Genomic DNA, 15,960 nt, shown 5'->3' with positions numbered 1-15,960 from the left:
TGTAGCGGGCCGGTTCGGAATACTGGGCTGGGCTGTAACTAACGATAAAAAACTGGGCATGGCTGTAACTAACGATAAAAAAAGAGGAGTGTGACAATGATTTACACGGTGAATCAGGAAGAGCGCACCAGCGATGGGCCTGTGACTATCGCAGAGGTCGTGCGCCAAGAGATCGGCCCCGACGGGACCGATGCCAAAGGGCTGGCCGTTGCACTGAACCAATCTGTAGTCCCACGTAGTCGTTGGGACGAACAAACACTCAACGATGGCGATGAGATTGATCTGCTCGTCGCAGTGCAGGGTGGTTAGAACCGATGTTGCGGATTGCCGGGAAGGACTTTTCCTCCCACCTGATCATGGGTACTGGTGGCGCGACCAGCCAGGCTCAGCTGGAAAAGGCATTGGTGGCCAGTGGAACGCAGCTCACGACGGTGGCGATGCGTCGCTTCCGTGCAGGTCAACCGCAGGCAGATGGCGCTGGTGAAACTGTATTTGGGCTCTTGGAGCGACTGGGCATCGACGTGTTGCCCAACACCGCCGGCTGTCGCACAGCCAAAGACGCGATGTTGACGGCGCAGTTGGCGCGCGAGGCGTTGGGCACCAACTGGGTCAAGCTGGAACTCATCGCAGATGATCGCACACTGTTGCCAGATGTTGTGGAGCTAGTCGATACCTGCGAGATGCTGGTTGCCGAGGGCTTCGAGGTTCTGGCTTATACCAGCGACGATCCGGTGGTAGCCAAACGCCTGGAGGATGTAGGTGCGGCCGCGGTCATGCCGTTAGGATCGCCGATTGGCACCGGCCTGGGCATTCTTAACCCCCACAATATCGAGCTGATCTGTACACGTGCTGGCGTGCCAGTATTGCTGGATGCCGGTGTGGGCACGGCTTCGGATGCCACCCTCGCCATGGAGCTGGGATGCAGTGGTGTGCTGCTCGCCAGTGCGGTGAATCGCTGCCAGGACCCCGTCGCCATGGCCACTGCCATGAAGCTCGCAGTGGAAGCGGGCCGTTTAGCGCGCACGGCCGGTCGTATTCCGCAGCGCACGCATGCGCAGGGGGCACTGGCTAGCTCCAGTTTTGACGGTCTGGCAACATGGGATGCCGACTGGGCCGAGGAGGTGCTGTAGTCCGTGACTACCCACCACGATGAAAGGCCGTTCCTCAGTTTGCCCACGCAGGAGCAACTGCGCACCGCCCGCCACTTAAACCTGCCAGGGTTCGGCCCTCAGCAGCAACAGCTCCTGCACGATGCCAAGGTCCTGATCGTTGGCGCCGGTGGTTTGGGGTGCCCCGCCATGCAATCGTTAGCGGCAGCCGGAGTGGGCACCATCGTGTTGTACGACGACGATGTGGTGGATGTAACCAACCTGCAGCGCCAGATCCTATTCAGCGCCGCGGACGTGGGGCGCCCAAAAGTCGAGGTAGCTGCGCAGCAGCTGCGGCGCCTTCAACCCGAGCTCACGGTTGAGACCCATCGCGAACGCCTCACCGAAGCGAATATCCTCGAAGCCTGCCGACGGGTCGATGTTGTACTGGATGGTTCGGATAACTTCGCTACGAAGTTTTTGGTAGCCGACGCCGCCGAGATCACCGCAGTCCCACTCGTCTGGGCGACCGTTCTGCGCTATGCCGGCCAGCTTTCGGTCTTCCGCACCGAGGTTGTTGGCTTGCGGGATATCTTTCCCGACCAGCCCTCCGGGGATTCCATCCCGGATTGCGCCTCCGCGGGAGTACTGGGGGCCACGACCGCGGTCATGGGTTCCCTCGCCGCCACGGAAGTCATCAAGCTACTTACTGGCATTGGCGAACCCTTGGAAGGCAAAATGCTCTCCTACGATGCACTGAGTGCCACCACACGGGTGTACACCGTCGCTGCGGACCCCGAGCGCACCCCAGTACGGGAGCTGTCAGAAACCGCTGAAGACACGGTTGCGTGCGGTGTACCCAATCATGGTTCCAACGATGTGCGCAGCACATTGCTGGAGCTCATCGCCAGCCGCGGGGCAGTAGCGCTGGACGTGCGGGAATATCACGAAAAACTACTGGCCGACTTGCCGGAGGTGAGCGCCGGTGCAGCTTCCGAGTTTCTGGCCATGTCTGAATTGGCGGCATCCGATGGCACGCTGGACGAGGCGTCGGAAAAAGTCAACGCCCTACTACAGCGCCACGCCAACGAAGATGTAGTGGTCTACTGCGCTTCTGGGGTGCGTAGCCAGCATTTCGTGGATACATACGGGCAAGTCGCCAGTGAGTTTGGTGTGTCGCTGTACAACCTGCCCGGTGGGGTGCAGGGCTAAGTCGGGTCCGGGGCCAGGCCGAATTGGGGGCTGAGTCGGCTTCGGGGCTAGGCCGGATTGGGGGCTGAGTAGGGTCAACGGCCCGGCCGAATTGGGGGTTGAGTCGGGTTCAGGGCTAGGCCGAATTGGGAACTAGGCCGAGTTAACGGCCAGGGATGGGCGATGTCCGCGCCCATTCACGGTCTAATTCCGCCTGCGCACGCACGCGCTCACGCTGCTCGGCCACGCGCACACCCGCGGTACCGCCGCGCGTAGAACGCGATGCCACGGCACCGTCGATCGTCAATACCTCACGCACGTCCGGAGTGAGGGCCTCGTGGACCCCAGCAAGTTCTTCATCGGTGAGGTCCACTAGATCCACTCCCCTGCCTTCGGCGATGCGCACACAGGAACCCGATGCCTCATGAGCCACGCGGAATGGCACACCTTGGCGTACCATCCACTCGGCCAAGTCCGTGGCCAGAGTGTATCCCGCAGGTGCGAGCTCACGCAGGCGCTGCGGGTGGAACGTCAGCGTGGAGATCAAGCCCGCCATCGCCGGCAGCAGCAAGTTCAGCTGGGTAACCGAATCCACGATCGGCTCCTTGTCCTCTTGCAGATCGCGGTTGTAAGCCAACGGCATGGCCTTCAGGGTGGACAGCAACCCAGTCGCGTTACCGATCAACCGGCCTGTCTTGCCACGCATGAGCTCGGCGACATCCGGGTTCTTCTTCTGCGGCATGATCGACGATCCCGTCGACCATTCATCGGCCAAGGTCACGTACCCGAACTCCGGCGTGGACCACGCAATGATCTCTTCAGCGAAGCGAGACAGATCAACGGCGGTCTGCGCCAGCACGAAGGCCGCCTCGGAGGCGAAGTCACGCGAGCTCGTGGCATCGATCGAGTTATCAGCGGCTGAATCAAATCCCAATTCCTCGGCAATGGCCTCCGGATCCAAGGACAGCGAAGAACCGGCCAGCGCACCAGAGCCGTACGGGGATACCGCCAGACGGGTATCCAGATCCTTCATCCGCTGAATATCGCGCTGCAGTGGGTGCGCATGTGCCAACAACTGGTGAGCCAGCAGCACGGGCTGCGCGGCCTGAAAGTGGGTTTTACCAGGCATGATGACATCTGGGTGGGCGTCTGCTTGCGCAACAATCGCATCCACAACATCGGTCACGCCAGCGGCGATGTCGCGGATGGCATCGCGTACCCACATGCGGAACAGCGTCGCCACCTGGTCGTTACGGGAGCGTCCTGCGCGCAGCCGGCCACCGACTTGCGGCCCCACACGGTCGATCAGGCCTCGCTCCATCGCCCCATGGACGTCCTCATCGTTCGGCTCCGGTCCAAAGGCACCTGACTCCACGTCCTCACCCAGTTGCGTTAATCCCGCGAGCATCGTCTCCAGATCCGCATCGGAAAGCAACCCTGCGCGGTTCAATACTCGGGCATGTGCCTGGGATGCCAACACATCGTACGGCGCCAGAACCCAGTCGAAGTGAGTCGACTTGCTCAAGGCCGCCATTGCGTCTGCTGGACCGCCAGAGAAGCGGCCGCCCCACAGGGCGCCTTCGTTTGTTCCGTGCGCTGGGGTGGTCATGGTGTTTCTTTCCGAATACCTTTCTGGGCCGGCTGTGCTTGATAGTCCGGCTGTACTAAATGGGTCACTGTGCTTGATGGGCCGGCTGTACTTAATGAGCGGCTGTACTAAATGGCCGGATGTACCAAATGGGAGGCTGTACTTGATAGGCCGGCTGTGCTTGATGGCGTGACTGTGATTAACAGCGCGAATGCGCTATGGGTCTTTGTGGGGTTTGCACGCCACGCCAAAGCGCGGCGCGCGCACCTACTAGTTGGCCAAGTCGCGCTTGGAAGCGATCTTGGAGCTCAGACCGTGCAGCTCAACGAAACCGCGTGCCATTGACTGGTCGAAGGAATCGCCCTCATCGTAGGTAGCCAGATTGAAATCGTACAGAGACTTGCTGGAGCGGCGACCGTTGATGGTGATGGAGCCCGCGTGCAGCACCAGGCGGATATCGCCGGTGACGTGCTCCTGCGTGGACTCAATGAAGGCATCCAGGGAGCGCTTCAGTGGGGAGAACCACAGGCCGTCGTACACCTGGTTGGACCACTCGGCATCGATCTGTCGCTTGTAGCGAGCCAACTCGCGTTCCACGGTGATGGCCTCTAGTGCTTCGTGTGCGCGGATCAGGGTGACCGCGCCGGGAGCCTCGTACACCTCACGGGACTTAATTCCAATGAGGCGGTCTTCCACCATGTCCAACCGGCCCACGCCCTGGGCACCAGCGCGACGGTTTAGCTCCTCAATAGCCTCCAACACGGTCACCTTGCGACCATCGATGGCAACGGGCTTACCAGCTTCAAAACTGATGATGACCTCGTCAGGAGCCTGGCCAAGAGCCGGATCCTCGGTGTAGGCGTACACGTCCTTGGTAGGCGCGTTCCATAGGTCCTCGAGGAACCCGGTTTCCACAGCACGGCCCCATACGTTTTGGTCAATGGAGAATGGGGACTTCTTGGACTGCTCGATAGGAATGCCGTTATCCTCGGCGAAGGCAATGGCCTTCTCGCGAGTCCATGCGTAGTCACGCACTGGCGCGATGATCTCCAGATCCGGAGCCGTGTTGGCAAAGCCCACCTCGAAGCGCACCTGGTCGTTGCCCTTACCGGTACAACCGTGGGCAACAGCGGTGCCGTTGTGTTCTTTGGCGGCCTCGGCCATATGCTTCACGATGAGTGGGCGAGAGATCGCGGAGACCAGTGGGTACTCCTTCATGTACATGCCGTTGGCCTTGATGGTTGGCAGGCAGTACTCTTCCGCGAATTCGTCGCGGGCATCCACCACAACGGATTCGACTGCGCCTGCACCCAGTGCGCGCTGGCGTACGGTCTCCATGTCCTCGCCTCCCTGGCCCAGGTCGATGGAAACGGCGATAACTTCTGCGTTGCGTTCCTTGGCGATCCAGCTGATGGCGACGGTGGTATCCAGCCCACCGGAGTAAGCGAGAACTACGCGATCCTTCATGTCTTTGTGACCTTCCTTCTATTCTTCCATTTGGGAATTATTCATTTAACCGTATCTAGTGTAGTCGGCCGTTCAGACCACCGACCCACGGCCTAACTGAGGGATAACTGGTAGAAGTATTCCGCCAGTTCTTCACCAGTCAATGGCTCCCTAGCCAGCACAAATACCGTGTCATCGCCCGCGATTGTAGCCACAACCCGGCCGATCTCAGTGCGGTCCAATATGCTTGCCAAATACTGCGCAGCCCCAGGCGGGGTACGCAACACAGCTATATTGCCGGACCAGTCTCGTTCCACCAACAATTCGGCCAATACCCGCCGTAGTTTATCGGGGCCATCGATACGCACGTCGGTCGACAGTGAATAGTAGACTTCCCCGCCCGAGCGGATCTTCTTCGCACCCAGATCCACCAGATCCCGTGACAGCGTGGCCTGGGTAATGTCGATTCCCCGCACCAGCAACATGTCCAGCAATTCGCGTTGACTGGATACCTTTTCGGCCCCGATGATGCGCCCGATCATGTCTTGGCGGGCGGTTCGTGTTAACGCAGCAGCCATACCAACAGCGCCTTCTGTGCGTGCAGACGGTTTTCCGCCTCGTCGAATACCACCGACTGCTCCCCGTCGATGACATCCGCGGTCACCTCGTTTCCGCGGTACGCCGGCAGGCAGTGCATGAAGATCGCATCTTTCGCTGCCGTATCCATCAACGCTAGATTGACCTGATACTTGCGCAGCACGCTGCGATCCTCGTCGGGATCTTGCCCCATGGACAACCATGTATCGGTAATCACCACGTCGGCACCTGCAGCGTCGACCGCATCAGTGATCTCAATGGTGGCACCGGTTTCTGCTGCACGCTTGCGTGCCCGCTCTATGAATTGTGGTTCCGGTTGGAACCCCTTCGGTGCGCAGATGATCACATCAATCCCAGCGGTGGCGAATCCTAGCATGTAGGAATTAGCCATGTTGTTCGCCCCATCGCCGAAGTACACGGCCTTCAGCCCCTGGAGCTCGCCCTTATGCTCCTTGATGGTCTGCAGGTCCGCGAGGATCTGGCAGGGGTGGAAATCGTCGGACAGGGCATTGACGATCGGCGCCGTCGCTGTCTCCGCCATCTCCTCCAGATTCTTTTGTGCGCCCGTGCGCCACACAATCGCGTGTACGAAGCGGGACAAGACCGCACCCGTATCTTGGACGGTCTCCCCCTTCCCCATCTGCGATGCCCCGGTTTCTACGACGATTGGGTTGCCACCGAGTTCGGTCACGCCGGCGTCGAAAGAAAAGCGGGTGCGTGTCGAGGTTTTGTCAAACAGTACCGCCACGCTGCGCCGATCCAACAGGTCGCGGTATTGGTTGTTGAAGCGGTCGGCCTTGAGTTCTTCGGCCAGCGCCAGCACCTCAGACTGCTCGGCGGGTGTGAGGTCATCATCGGCGAAAAAGTGTTTAACCATGGTGGTTGCTTCCTTGGGTTTTCTTCGTTGTAAGCCGGGGCTAGGGGTTTGTCTTGGGCGCGTCCCGGTGGGCTTGCAGCATCTTTTTTAGTTTCTCGACGCCTTCCTGGGCATCCTCCGCCGTGAGATTCAGTGGGGGCACAATTCTCAGCACGTTCGGGCTGGGGCGGTTGAGAATGAGGCCGAAATCCAGCGGATCCACACGCAAATCCTCATCGAGGACCACGCCCAGCATCAGCCCGCGTCCGCGCACTTCTACCACGCTGGGGTCTGTTACCAACGCGGAGGCGAGGGCCTCGCCTTGTCGGTTGACGTTATCCAAAAGGTTCTCGTCCTTGATGGTACGGATCACGGCATTGGCTGCGGCGGCCACCACGGGGTTTCCGCCGAAGGTTGTGCCGTGCTTGCCTTTAGTCAGTAGTTGGGCGCGTGGCATGGCCATCACCGCACCGATGGGCAATCCGCCGCCGAGGCCCTTGGCCATGGTGATGACATCGGGTAGCACTCCGTCGTGGTGGAACCCGAACCATTGTCCGGTGCGGCCCATACCCGCTTGAACTTCATCAATGACTAGAAGTATGCCCAGTTCGTCACACAGTGCGCGGAGGTCGGCGAGGAACCCTGCGGGTGCTGGAATCACGCCAGTTTCTCCTTGTATGGATTCTAGGAAGATCGCGGCGGTGTTCTCATCCGCTAAAGCACGTACGGACTCGATATCACCGTAGGTGTAGAACTTCACCCCAGCTGGCATGGGCTCAAAAGGGGCACGCTTATCGGGTTGTCCCGTGAGCGCCAGCGAGCCCATGGTCCGCCCATGAAAACCACGCTCAGCTGCCAGAATCGTGGGCCGCCCGGTGGCACGGGCGATCTTGAACGCCGCCTCATTGGCCTCGGCTCCCGAGTTACAGAAAAACACCTTGGCAGCCCGAATGTCCTCGAGCTTGTTGGGTGCAGGGTGGGATTCGCCTGTCGCACATCTCTCATTAGATTCCTTGGCGGGTCCCTCACCTCCCTCGGTAAACCCCTCCGCCACGATTAACTTCAGCTGTGTAGCCAGCTCCATTACCTGCGGATGTGCCCACACGTTGGAAGTATGCACGAGAGTCGATACTTGCTTGGTGACCGCATCGACCATCGCCGGGTGGCCGTGCCCCAGCGCGGTCACGGCAATACCCGCCAGCAAATCGAGGTAGGTGTTGCCCTCGGAATCCGTGACGTGGGCACCGGAGCCACTGACCAGTTGACGCTGTGGGGTGCCATAGGTATCCATGAGGTCGGCTTGCCAGTGCTGCTGCCACGACGTGGAATCCGCAGCCGTACCGCCGCCTGCCCCAACCGTGTTTAAGTTGGGGTTAGGGGTGTGAAGTGAGTTGTGGTTGGTGGCGTTCATGATCCTGCTTCCTCAATGCGTGTGGGGGTATCCAGCCCCTCGGGGCTCCAGCTATCGTCCGTGACCATCGTTCCGATACCGCCTTCGGTCATCAACTCCAGCAATACGGAATGCTCGATGCGACCGTCGATGATGTGTGCGGCTTTCACTCCGCCCTTCATCGCATCCAGGCAGGCTTCCATCTTGGGAACCATGCCGGCATCCAGTCCGGGCAACAGTTCGGCGAGCTCTTCGGGGGTCAAGCGGGATACCAATGAGTCCTTGTTGGGCCAGTCCGTGTACAACCCTTGGACGTTGGTCAGCATGACCAATCGTTCAGCACCGAGAGACGCAGCAAGCGCGCCGGCGGCGGTATCGGCATTGATGTTATAAATCTCCCCGTTTGCATCTGGCGCAATAGTGGAGACCACGGGAATCCTGCCGGCATCGATGAGATCCACCAGGCTGCTGGCATTGACGTGCGCAATAGCGCCCACTTGGCCCAGATCCACCTCTTCCCCGTCCACAACGTGGTGGCGTTTGACGGCTGTAAACAATCCGGCATCCTCGCCGGAGGCACCCACAGCGTAGGGGCCGTGTTCATTGATCAAGCCCACCAGTTCACGACCGACCTTGCCAAATAACACCATGCGGACATATTCCATGACCTCGGGGGTCGTGACGCGGAAACCACCGCGGAACTCGCCTTCCAAGCCCACCTTGTTCAGCATCGCATTAATCTGGGGCCCACCGCCGTGCACTACGACGGGACGAGCACCTACTGCGCGGAGGAAAACCATGTCGGCGGCAAAAGCGCGCTTGAGGTTCTCGTCGATCATGGCGTTACCGCCATACTTCACCACCACGATCTTGTCGCGGAAGTGCAGTAGCCACGGTAGTGCTTCTGCCAGCACGTGGCTGCGCAGCTCAGGGGTCAACCCCGTTGTGTCTACGCTGTTGTGGATCTCAGCCATGGTGGCTCGTTTTCCTTCCCGCTGTTACTAGTGTCGATTGCACGCACCCTGTTAAGAGGAATACGCCGAGTTGATCTCTACATAAGAATGAGACAGGTCCGTGGTCCACACCGTGGCGGTGCCATCCCCCACACCTAGATCGACCTGTACGGCCACATCCGCCCCGGAAAGGTCCACTTCGCGAGCGCCTGGCGCACCGGTGGCATTGACACATACCGGCTGCCCATTGAAGCTCACACTGATTGCATTCGGATCCATTTCCACCGGAGCCATACCAACTGCGGCCAGCACACGGCCCCAGTTCGGGTCCGAACCGAACATCGCACATTTGAATAGGTTATCGCGACCAACGACACGGGCGGCTTCCTTGGCTTCGACGTCCGTTGCTGCACCCGTGACGGTGATGGATACGCGTTTGGTCACGCCCTCGGCATCCGCTTGCAACTGCATCGCAATATCCAGGCACACTTGGTGCACAGCGGCAATGAATTCCTCTTCGTCTGGGGTAACCCCGGACGCGCCGTTCGCCAGCAATACGACCGTGTCATTCGTGGAGGTAGAACCATCCACATCGATGCAGTCAAAGGTCGTCGCCGTCGCGCTACTGAGTGCTTTGTGAGCGCTGTTGGGTCCGCTGAGCTTGGCGTCAGTAGTCAAGAAAACCAGCATGGTAGCCAGAGAAGGAGCCATCATGCCCACCCCCTTGCCCATGGCGCCAATGGACCACCCGTCACCGTGGTACACGGACTGTTTCGTGACCAAGTCGGTGGTCATGATGGCTTCTGCAGCACCCTCACCAGCGTTAACGTCATCTGAAAGATTTTCCGCTAGCTGGGCGATGCCACTGCTAACCTTGTCCATCGGCAGCAGGTCACCGATCAGCCCGGTGGAACACACCGCAACATCGTGTGGGTCCACCCCCACCGCCGCAGCCGCCTCCGCCGCCATCTGGGCCGCATCGCAATCGCCTTGGGCGCCATTGCACGCGTTCGCATTGCCGGCGTTGACGATAACGGCTTTGAACTGCCCATCGTTGTGCTGCTTGGTGTAGCGCACGGGGGACGCGGTCACCTTGTTACGCGTAAACATGGCCGCGGCATGGAACTCTGGACCGTCGTTAACGATGAGGGCCATATCGGGATTGCCCGATGGCTTAATTCCCGCCGTGGTGGACGCGGCGCGGAAACCCTGTGGAACGGTCACGCCCATCGGTGCTGTGGTGCGGGTGGAATCAGGGACGCTGCCGTGATCGATAGGGCTGTTATCAGCAGGGGTGTTATCAATGGGGCCATTGACAGTAGCGCTCTTATCAACAGGGCTGTTATCAACAGGGGTGTCCTCGGAGGACGCGGCACCGCCCGCGTGCGAAGTGGGCCCCTGAGGGTCGGACAATGGAGAAGAAGTCATCGGTTACATTCCCGTCTGCGGCAGACCCGCGGTTTCATCCCAGTTCAGCATTAGGTTGAGACATTGAATAGCGGCGCCAGCGGTGCCCTTAGTGAGGTTGTCAATCGCGGAGGTGGCCACAACCATGCCGTCGTTAACCTGCACCTGAAGGTGAGCCATATTAGAACCTTGAACGTTTTTAGTCTCTGGCTGCTGCCCCTCCGGAAGGAGGTTCAGAAATGGCTCACTGGCACAGAAGTCTTCGTACGCTCGGCGTAGGTCCTCCGCACGACCACGGGCGGGGGCCGTGACCGTCGTGAGAATGCCACGGGTCAATGGTGCAAGGACCGGGGTGAATGTAACGTGCACGCCGTCTGTATCGGTGAGCAGTTCCCGGAGGTTCTGCGTAATTTCCGGAGTATGGCGGTGCGTGCCCACACCGTAGGCGCGCAGGTTGCCCTGGGTTTCAGACCCTAGGAGGTTCACCGCAGCTTTCTTACCAGCACCGCTAGTACCAGTGATAGAAACCACACTGACCTGCGGAGACATCAAACCGGAAACGATACCGGGCATAGCTGCCAAGGTCGCTCCGGTCGGGAAACAACCGGGAATAGCTACATAGTTGGCCTGCGCAATATCCTCGCGATGGCCGGGCATTTCCGGGATGCCATAGGGCTTCGTTCCCGGGTGGTCGGTGCCGTAGTACCGGACCCAGTCGTTGGCGTTACGCAGCCGATAATCAGCACCGCAATCGACGACCTTCACGGTTTCCGGTAGGTCCAACGAGGAAGAAACGCCGTGCGGGAGGGCTAGGATAACCACATCATTACCCGCAAGGATATCTGCGGTAGTTTCCTCCAACTGCCTATCAGCCAGCTGTGGGAGGTGGCCGACGAGCTCACCGAATCGGCGCCCAGCGTTCGATCCCCCAGTAAGGGAACCGATGGTGAAATCGGTTCCGAATCCGGGGTGGTTGAGCAGGAGACGAAGAGCTTCGCCCCCTGCGTATCCACTGGCTCCAGCGACTGCGATTTTAAGCATGCGGATAATTATGCCCGAATAAACTACGAAATGCAAATTATGCAGAATTGCGTGATTTATTCATTCTTTTGCGCTGTTCACCGAGAGCATCCGCGAATGTTCATCCGCTCACAGCCACGAACGAACACTCACGTTCAGCGCGGCCGAAGGCTTATCCGCGCAGCTCTGCACCCACGCGACTGGCGGCCTCCGCGACCGCAGCCTCACGGGACTGCGAAGCTTCTTCCTCCGTGAGCGTGCGATCGGCTGCGCGGAAGCGCAGGGAGAACGTCAGGGAACGCTTGTCCGCACCCAACGCCTCGGAAGTGTAGACATCGAACAGGCGAATCTCCTCCAACAGCTCCCCAGCACCATCCCGGAGCGCAGCCTCCACCTCGGTGGACGGCACGTCGGCGTCGACCACAACTGCCACATCCTGAAGCACGGCGGGGTAAGAGCTCAACAACGGACGAGGGAACCTCTCCTCGAGCGGCAAGGCATCCAAGTTGATCTCCATTGCAATAGTGCGTGGCGGCAACTCAGCGCGCTCACACACCTGCGGGTGAAGCTCGCCGGCATGGCCTACGACCACGTCCCCGACCCAGATCTCCGCGCAACGCCCAGGGTGCCACGGCAGATACTCGGCATTGCGGAAAGTGAATTCCACGCCCGCAGCGCGACCCACAATGCGCGCCGCCTCCACAGCATCGGTGGCTTCGAACAACAGGGCTTGGCCCCACGTACCCTGCCACTGCCGGTTACCCGTCGCAATCATCGCCACGTGCAGCTCCTGAAGCGGAATGGAATCCAGCAACTGCTCGATTTCCTCTTCGCTGGGGCGAGCCTTGACCGAAGGCATCGGAGAAATACCACCCGAACCCTCGCGCACCTGACTGGTCTGTTCCACACCGTACAGCGCCACATCACGCTGACCACGGGTGACGTTGCGGCGCAACGATTCAATCATGGACGGCAACAAGGTTGTTCCCAGCTGCGCATAGTCATTTTCCAGAGGGTTCAGCACCTTGACAGTGCGGCGGCGTGGATCATCCTCCGCCAGTTCCCACACGTCAAACACGTCGTTGGCGATGAATGGGGTCGGCAGGATCTCCGCGTAACCGGACCATGCCATAGCCCGGCCCACATTGCGGCGCATGCGCTGGCGTGGGGTGAGGCCTCGGCCGGAGGGTGAGGTGGGAACGATGGATGGGATACCCTCCAGACCTTCTAGGCGCAGGACTTCCTCAACGAGGTCAGCGGGCATCGTGAGATCTGGGCGCCACGTTGGTGGGACAACCGTGATCTCGCGCGCGCCGTTGGCATCGCGTTCCCCGGTTTCCTCCACAGTGCAGCCCGCTTCACGCAGACGAGAGATGGTCGTCCCATCGGGGTACACCTTGCCAGCCACCTTGCCCGGCCGGGAGGTGTGGATCACGATGGGGTTCATTGCGGGAGCTTCACCCACGCGGGTGATTCCCTCGACAACCGTTCCCCCAGCGATCTGGCGTAAGAGGGCCACCGCCATGTCTAGGGCTTCTTCGATCACCGCTGGGTCGGTTCCGCGTTCAAACCGGCGGGAAGCTTCGGAGCTGAGCTTGTGGCGTCGACACGTACGAGCAACCGTGATTTGGTCCCAGTGGGCAGCTTCGAACAACACGTCGGTGGTGGAATCAGAAATCTCCGACGTGCTGCCGCCCATCACTCCGGCCAGCGATTGGATGCCACTTTCATCGCAGATGACCACATCCTCGGCATCCAGCGTGCGCTCCACGTCGTCCAACGTGGTGAGCTTCTCCCCCGCATTAGCCAGGCGGACGTGCAGTGGCCCGGTGATCTTGTTCGCATCGAAGGCATGCATGGGTTGTCCCAACAGGAACATCACGTAGTTGGTGACATCCGTTGGCACGTTAATAGGCCGCTGACCACACAACATCAACTCGCGCTGCAACCACATGGGGGATTCGGCCTTCGGGTCAACGCCTGTGACCTTGCGCAGGGCGAACTTGGAACACTTGGTTGCCTCGTCCACGTGCAACTCGTGAACTTCACCGTCTGTACCCGGCAGACCGGCAAACAGATCGTCGGCTAGGGCAGCCGCTGCGGGGTCTTTCGCCGGATCGCGGAACTGCAGGTTAAAGCTGGATGCCAGCTCGCGCGTCAACCCGCGAGCTGACAGTGCATATCCGCGGTCGGGCGTGATGTTGACCTCAAATACCGTGTCGTCCAAGCCTAGGAAGGAGCGCGCATCATCTCCAATGGACGCACCGTGTGCCTGCATCTCCGCCTCGGAGACGGTCATGATGCCCGGGTTTTGCACCTGAGCCAGGCCCACTTCCATGGCCGAGCAGATCATGCCCTCGGAAACCTTGCCGTACGTCTTGCGTGCGGAAATTTCGAAATTACCGGGCAACACGGTTCCCGGCAGCGCCACAACCACAATGTCATTTTCGGCGAAGTTCCGGGCGCCACAGATGATGTGCTGCAACTCACCGGTGCCATTGGCTTGGCCTACATTGACATCGCAGTAACGAATGGGCTTTTTAAACCCTTCCAGCTCCTCGATCTTTTCCACACGGCCGAATACCAACGGGCCCGTCGTGGTCGGGATAGCCTCGTAGCCCTCGGTTTCAAACCCCACGCGCACGAAGCCCGCGTCGAATTCCTCGGGACTGACTGACCAACCGGGATTGGCGGTGGCGAGAATGCGGGTTAGCCAAGATTGGGAAATTAGCATTGTGGTGGGTACTCCAGCTTGAAGATGTTGTTTGTCTAGTCTGCTTTTCTGACGGGTTCGCTATTTTTCGGCGAGTCGCTGTGTGCCGGGTTCGCTATCCCCGTACACCAAATGGGAGAGTGAAACGCACATCGCCTTCCACCATGTCGCGCATATCGGGCAAACCATTGCGGAACTGCAGGGTGCGCTCGATACCCATGCCGAATGCGAAGCCGGAGTATTCTTCCGGATCAATGCCCGCAGCCGTCAAGACGTTGGGGTTGACCATCCCGCAGCCACCCCACTCGATCCAGCCTGCGCCCCCCTTCTTATTGGGGAACCACACGTCCACCTCGGCAGAGGGCTCGGTGAACGGGAAGTAATTCGGGCGAATGCGAGTCTTGGTTTCTGGGCCAAACAGGGTCTGGGCTAGGTGATCTAGGGTGCCCTTAAGGTGCGCCATCGTAAGGCCCTTATCCACAGCTAGGCCTTCGATCTGGTGGAACACGGGCGTGTGGGTCGCATCCAGCTCGTCCGTGCGGAACACTCGACCCGGGCAGGCAATATAAATCGGCACGTCACGCGAAAGCATCGTACGCATCTGCACCGGTGAAGTGTGGGTACGTAGCACTTGGCGGGATCCTACCGGTGCAATGTGGAACGTATCTTGCAGAGTACGCGCAGGGTGATCGGGGATGAAGTTTAAGGAGTCGAAGTTGAAGTACTCCGCCTCGACCTCCGGGCCATCGGCGATTTCCCATCCCATGCCCACGAAGATGTCCGCGATCTGCTCGGACAGGATCGTGATGGGGTGCTGGGCGCCCACTTGGCCGCGTGTGGTGGGCTGCGTAACGTCAATGCGCTCCGCCCGCAGTACTTCTTGGTTGCGCTTGCGCTCCAGTTCAGCCTTGACCTCTGCAAATCGCTTCTCTACACGGCCACGTGCGATGTTCACGATCCGGCCTGCATCCTTGCGCTGGTCTTTTGGCAGGGACCCCAGGCTGCGCCGGGCTGCAGGGATCGGGGCATCATCCCCCAAGTGCTCCCGACGTACAATCGCCAGTTCCTCTAAATTACTAGCTTCCGCAAAAGCCTTTTCAGCAGCATCTGCGGCAGCCTGCATGCTGGCCTCGGTCAACGGCTGTGCGGGTGTGCTCTCTGACAATGTGCACCTCAAACTGATCAAACGGGAACTGTCGTTATTTTTCTTTTTATATCGACGCCGCGCGCAGCGCGCCAATAGTCAACGCCTAGTAGCTTAGCAATCCACTGCCTTCGCTAGTGCTTTAGCGGACTCGTAGGGGCAAATTGATGGATCTAAAGTACTTCTACCCCCGGTAACGATCGGCGTTGGGGTCCTTCGGGTCCAACGCGAGAGGGCCGGCACGAGGGCCGGCACGAAACCCAGCGCAAGAACACCAGCCCGAGGCCCAGCGCGAGGGCCGGCGCGAGGGCCGGCACGAGACCCAACGCGAGATCCCCTCCCGCACCCACCGCCCCACACACGCTGCACCAAGAGCAACAATCAACCCCACGGCGATCCCCCCCCCGCACGAGACCCAACGCGAGATCCCCCCCGCACGAGGCCCAGCGCGAGATCCCCTCCCGCACGAGACCCAACACAAAATCCCCCCCGCACGAGACCCAACACAAAATCCCCTCCCGCACCCGCCGCCCCACACACCAGTTCACACAATGTGCAGCAGAACTC

Annotated in this window: 13 protein-coding genes; 3 read left to right on the top strand and 10 right to left on the bottom strand. The window is 60.1% G+C overall.

Annotation, left to right across the window (positions count from 1 at the left end; genetic code table 11):
• The first annotated feature begins 96 nt into the window (after nucleotides 1–96).
• Genes thiS through HMPREF3098_RS00425 form a run of 3 tightly spaced genes read left to right on the top strand, consistent with a single transcriptional unit; the run spans nucleotide 97 to nucleotide 2,300 of the window.
• Nucleotides 97–309 (top strand): sulfur carrier protein ThiS, encoded by a 213-nt coding sequence (gene thiS / locus HMPREF3098_RS00435; RefSeq protein WP_070433580.1) that lies wholly within the window; start codon nucleotides 97–99, stop codon nucleotides 307–309.
• 5 nt (nucleotides 310–314) lie between these two features.
• On the top strand, nucleotides 315–1,130 hold the full coding sequence (locus tag HMPREF3098_RS00430; RefSeq protein ID WP_070433579.1) for a thiazole synthase: 816 nt from the start codon (nucleotides 315–317) through the stop codon (nucleotides 1,128–1,130).
• 3 nt (nucleotides 1,131–1,133) lie between these two features.
• Nucleotides 1,134–2,300, top strand: a complete 1,167-nt coding sequence (locus tag HMPREF3098_RS00425) for a ThiF family adenylyltransferase (protein WP_070433578.1) — start codon at nucleotides 1,134–1,136, stop codon at nucleotides 2,298–2,300.
• 142 nt (nucleotides 2,301–2,442) lie between these two features.
• Here HMPREF3098_RS00425 and argH read toward each other — a convergent pair whose 3' ends face one another.
• From argH to pheS, 10 genes are all read right to left on the bottom strand, one after another.
• Nucleotides 2,443–3,888, bottom strand: coding sequence for an argininosuccinate lyase (gene argH, locus HMPREF3098_RS00420; RefSeq protein WP_070433577.1), 1,446 nt, complete (start codon nucleotides 3,886–3,888; stop codon nucleotides 2,443–2,445).
• 249 nt (nucleotides 3,889–4,137) lie between these two features.
• Nucleotides 4,138–5,334 (bottom strand): argininosuccinate synthase, encoded by a 1,197-nt coding sequence (locus tag HMPREF3098_RS00415; RefSeq protein WP_070433576.1) that lies wholly within the window; start codon nucleotides 5,332–5,334, stop codon nucleotides 4,138–4,140.
• Between the two features lie 92 nt (nucleotides 5,335–5,426).
• Entirely contained in the window at nucleotides 5,427–5,891 is a 465-nt protein-coding gene (argR, locus tag HMPREF3098_RS00410; protein ID WP_035113121.1) for an arginine repressor, read from the bottom strand.
• The gene (argF, locus tag HMPREF3098_RS00405; protein ID WP_070433575.1) at nucleotides 5,876–6,787 is read right to left on the bottom strand and encodes an ornithine carbamoyltransferase; all 912 of its coding nucleotides are present in this window, start codon (nucleotides 6,785–6,787) and stop codon (nucleotides 5,876–5,878) included. Before argF ends, argR begins: the two co-directional genes overlap by 16 nt.
• Nucleotides 6,788–6,827: 40 nt before the next feature.
• Nucleotides 6,828–8,057: an acetylornithine transaminase gene (locus HMPREF3098_RS00400; protein ID WP_070433590.1), complete on the bottom strand. Its 1,230-nt coding sequence runs from the start codon at nucleotides 8,055–8,057 to the stop codon at nucleotides 6,828–6,830.
• Between the two features lie 116 nt (nucleotides 8,058–8,173).
• The gene (gene argB, locus HMPREF3098_RS00395; RefSeq protein ID WP_070433574.1) at nucleotides 8,174–9,130 is read right to left on the bottom strand and encodes an acetylglutamate kinase; all 957 of its coding nucleotides are present in this window, start codon (nucleotides 9,128–9,130) and stop codon (nucleotides 8,174–8,176) included.
• 51 nt (nucleotides 9,131–9,181) lie between these two features.
• Nucleotides 9,182–10,339 carry a bifunctional glutamate N-acetyltransferase/amino-acid acetyltransferase ArgJ gene (gene argJ, locus HMPREF3098_RS00390; RefSeq protein ID WP_070433589.1) on the bottom strand — a complete coding sequence of 386 codons (1,158 nt, stop codon included), beginning with the start codon at nucleotides 10,337–10,339 and terminating at the stop codon, nucleotides 9,182–9,184.
• A 201-nt stretch (nucleotides 10,340–10,540) separates the two neighbouring features.
• Nucleotides 10,541–11,557: an N-acetyl-gamma-glutamyl-phosphate reductase gene (argC, locus tag HMPREF3098_RS00385; RefSeq protein WP_070433573.1), complete on the bottom strand. Its 1,017-nt coding sequence runs from the start codon at nucleotides 11,555–11,557 to the stop codon at nucleotides 10,541–10,543.
• Nucleotides 11,558–11,708: 151 nt separating this feature from the next.
• On the bottom strand, nucleotides 11,709–14,270 hold the full coding sequence (gene pheT, locus HMPREF3098_RS00380) for a phenylalanine--tRNA ligase subunit beta (RefSeq protein WP_070433572.1): 2,562 nt from the start codon (nucleotides 14,268–14,270) through the stop codon (nucleotides 11,709–11,711).
• Nucleotides 14,271–14,364: 94 nt separating this feature from the next.
• Complete coding sequence (gene pheS, locus HMPREF3098_RS00375; protein WP_070433588.1) at nucleotides 14,365–15,372, bottom strand: phenylalanine--tRNA ligase subunit alpha; 1,008 nt, start codon at nucleotides 15,370–15,372, stop codon at nucleotides 14,365–14,367.
• Nucleotides 15,373–15,960: the final 588 nt, after the last annotated feature.

Origin of the sequence: Corynebacterium sp. HMSC28B08 (assembly GCF_001806865.1) — a bacterium.
Taxonomy (GTDB): Bacteria; Actinomycetota; Actinomycetes; order Mycobacteriales; family Mycobacteriaceae; genus Corynebacterium; species Corynebacterium auriscanis.
Note: the sequence above shows the minus strand (reverse complement) of the source record. Positions and strands in the feature narration are given on the sequence as shown.

Coding starts and splice junctions, on each gene's coding strand:
- pheT (WP_070433572.1), bottom strand. CDS start 14,270: ATGCTAATTTCCCAATCTTGGCTAACCCGCATTCTCGCCACCGCCAAT.
- HMPREF3098_RS00430 (WP_070433579.1), top strand. CDS start 315: ATGTTGCGGATTGCCGGGAAGGACTTTTCCTCCCACCTGATCATGGGT.
- argH (WP_070433577.1), bottom strand. CDS start 3,888: ATGACCACCCCAGCGCACGGAACAAACGAAGGCGCCCTGTGGGGCGGC.
- argJ (WP_070433589.1), bottom strand. CDS start 10,339: ATGGGCGTGACCGTTCCACAGGGTTTCCGCGCCGCGTCCACCACGGCG.
- argC (WP_070433573.1), bottom strand. CDS start 11,557: ATGCTTAAAATCGCAGTCGCTGGAGCCAGTGGATACGCAGGGGGCGAA.
- thiS (WP_070433580.1), top strand. CDS start 97: ATGATTTACACGGTGAATCAGGAAGAGCGCACCAGCGATGGGCCTGTG.
- HMPREF3098_RS00415 (WP_070433576.1), bottom strand. CDS start 5,334: ATGAAGGATCGCGTAGTTCTCGCTTACTCCGGTGGGCTGGATACCACC.
- argR (WP_035113121.1), bottom strand. CDS start 5,891: ATGGCTGCTGCGTTAACACGAACCGCCCGCCAAGACATGATCGGGCGC.
- argF (WP_070433575.1), bottom strand. CDS start 6,787: ATGGTTAAACACTTTTTCGCCGATGATGACCTCACACCCGCCGAGCAG.
- HMPREF3098_RS00400 (WP_070433590.1), bottom strand. CDS start 8,057: ATGGATACCTATGGCACCCCACAGCGTCAACTGGTCAGTGGCTCCGGT.
- pheS (WP_070433588.1), bottom strand. CDS start 15,372: ATGCAGGCTGCCGCAGATGCTGCTGAAAAGGCTTTTGCGGAAGCTAGT.
- argB (WP_070433574.1), bottom strand. CDS start 9,130: ATGGCTGAGATCCACAACAGCGTAGACACAACGGGGTTGACCCCTGAG.